This is a genomic window from Pseudomonas sp. HY13-MNA-CIBAN-0226 (genome assembly GCF_040310305.1).
GTDB classification, from domain to species: domain Bacteria; phylum Pseudomonadota; class Gammaproteobacteria; order Pseudomonadales; family Pseudomonadaceae; genus Aquipseudomonas; species Aquipseudomonas gregormendelii.
Genome location: NZ_JBEOPS010000112.1, coordinates 1 through 345 on the forward strand (window position 1 = coordinate 1; position 345 = coordinate 345).

Consider the following 345-nt stretch of genomic DNA (forward strand, 5'->3'; position numbering starts at 1 on the left):
TAGCACTAAAATTCACTGTCTGACCGACCGAAAGCTGAGGCTCAGCTTGAATAGGGACAGTGGCCATAAAGTGTAATTCAGTCTCATCACTGAGTAGCAGTAGCGGTTGACGCGCGGCTAGCCCTTGTCCAGCTTTAGCATACAGCTTTTCGACGCGACCTGAAAAACTGGCACGTACAGTGGTTAATTGATAGGGCTGTTTGAGGTTAGCAGAGGTGTCATTACTGGTTGTTACCGTGCTTTTATCAACGCTAGGCTGACTGCTCTCTACATTTGCATCGTTTTCTGGTGGCGTTTTTTGGGCAGTGTTTTCTGTATTATTGTTTTTCGTAGGCTCATTTAAGG

Annotated in this window: 1 protein-coding gene; it reads right to left on the reverse strand. The window is 46.1% G+C overall.

The annotated features are described in order from the left end of the window. A partial coding sequence (locus tag AAEZ05_RS27995) for an HlyD family secretion protein (protein WP_350649815.1) occupies positions 1-345 on the reverse strand: 345 nt, incomplete at both ends.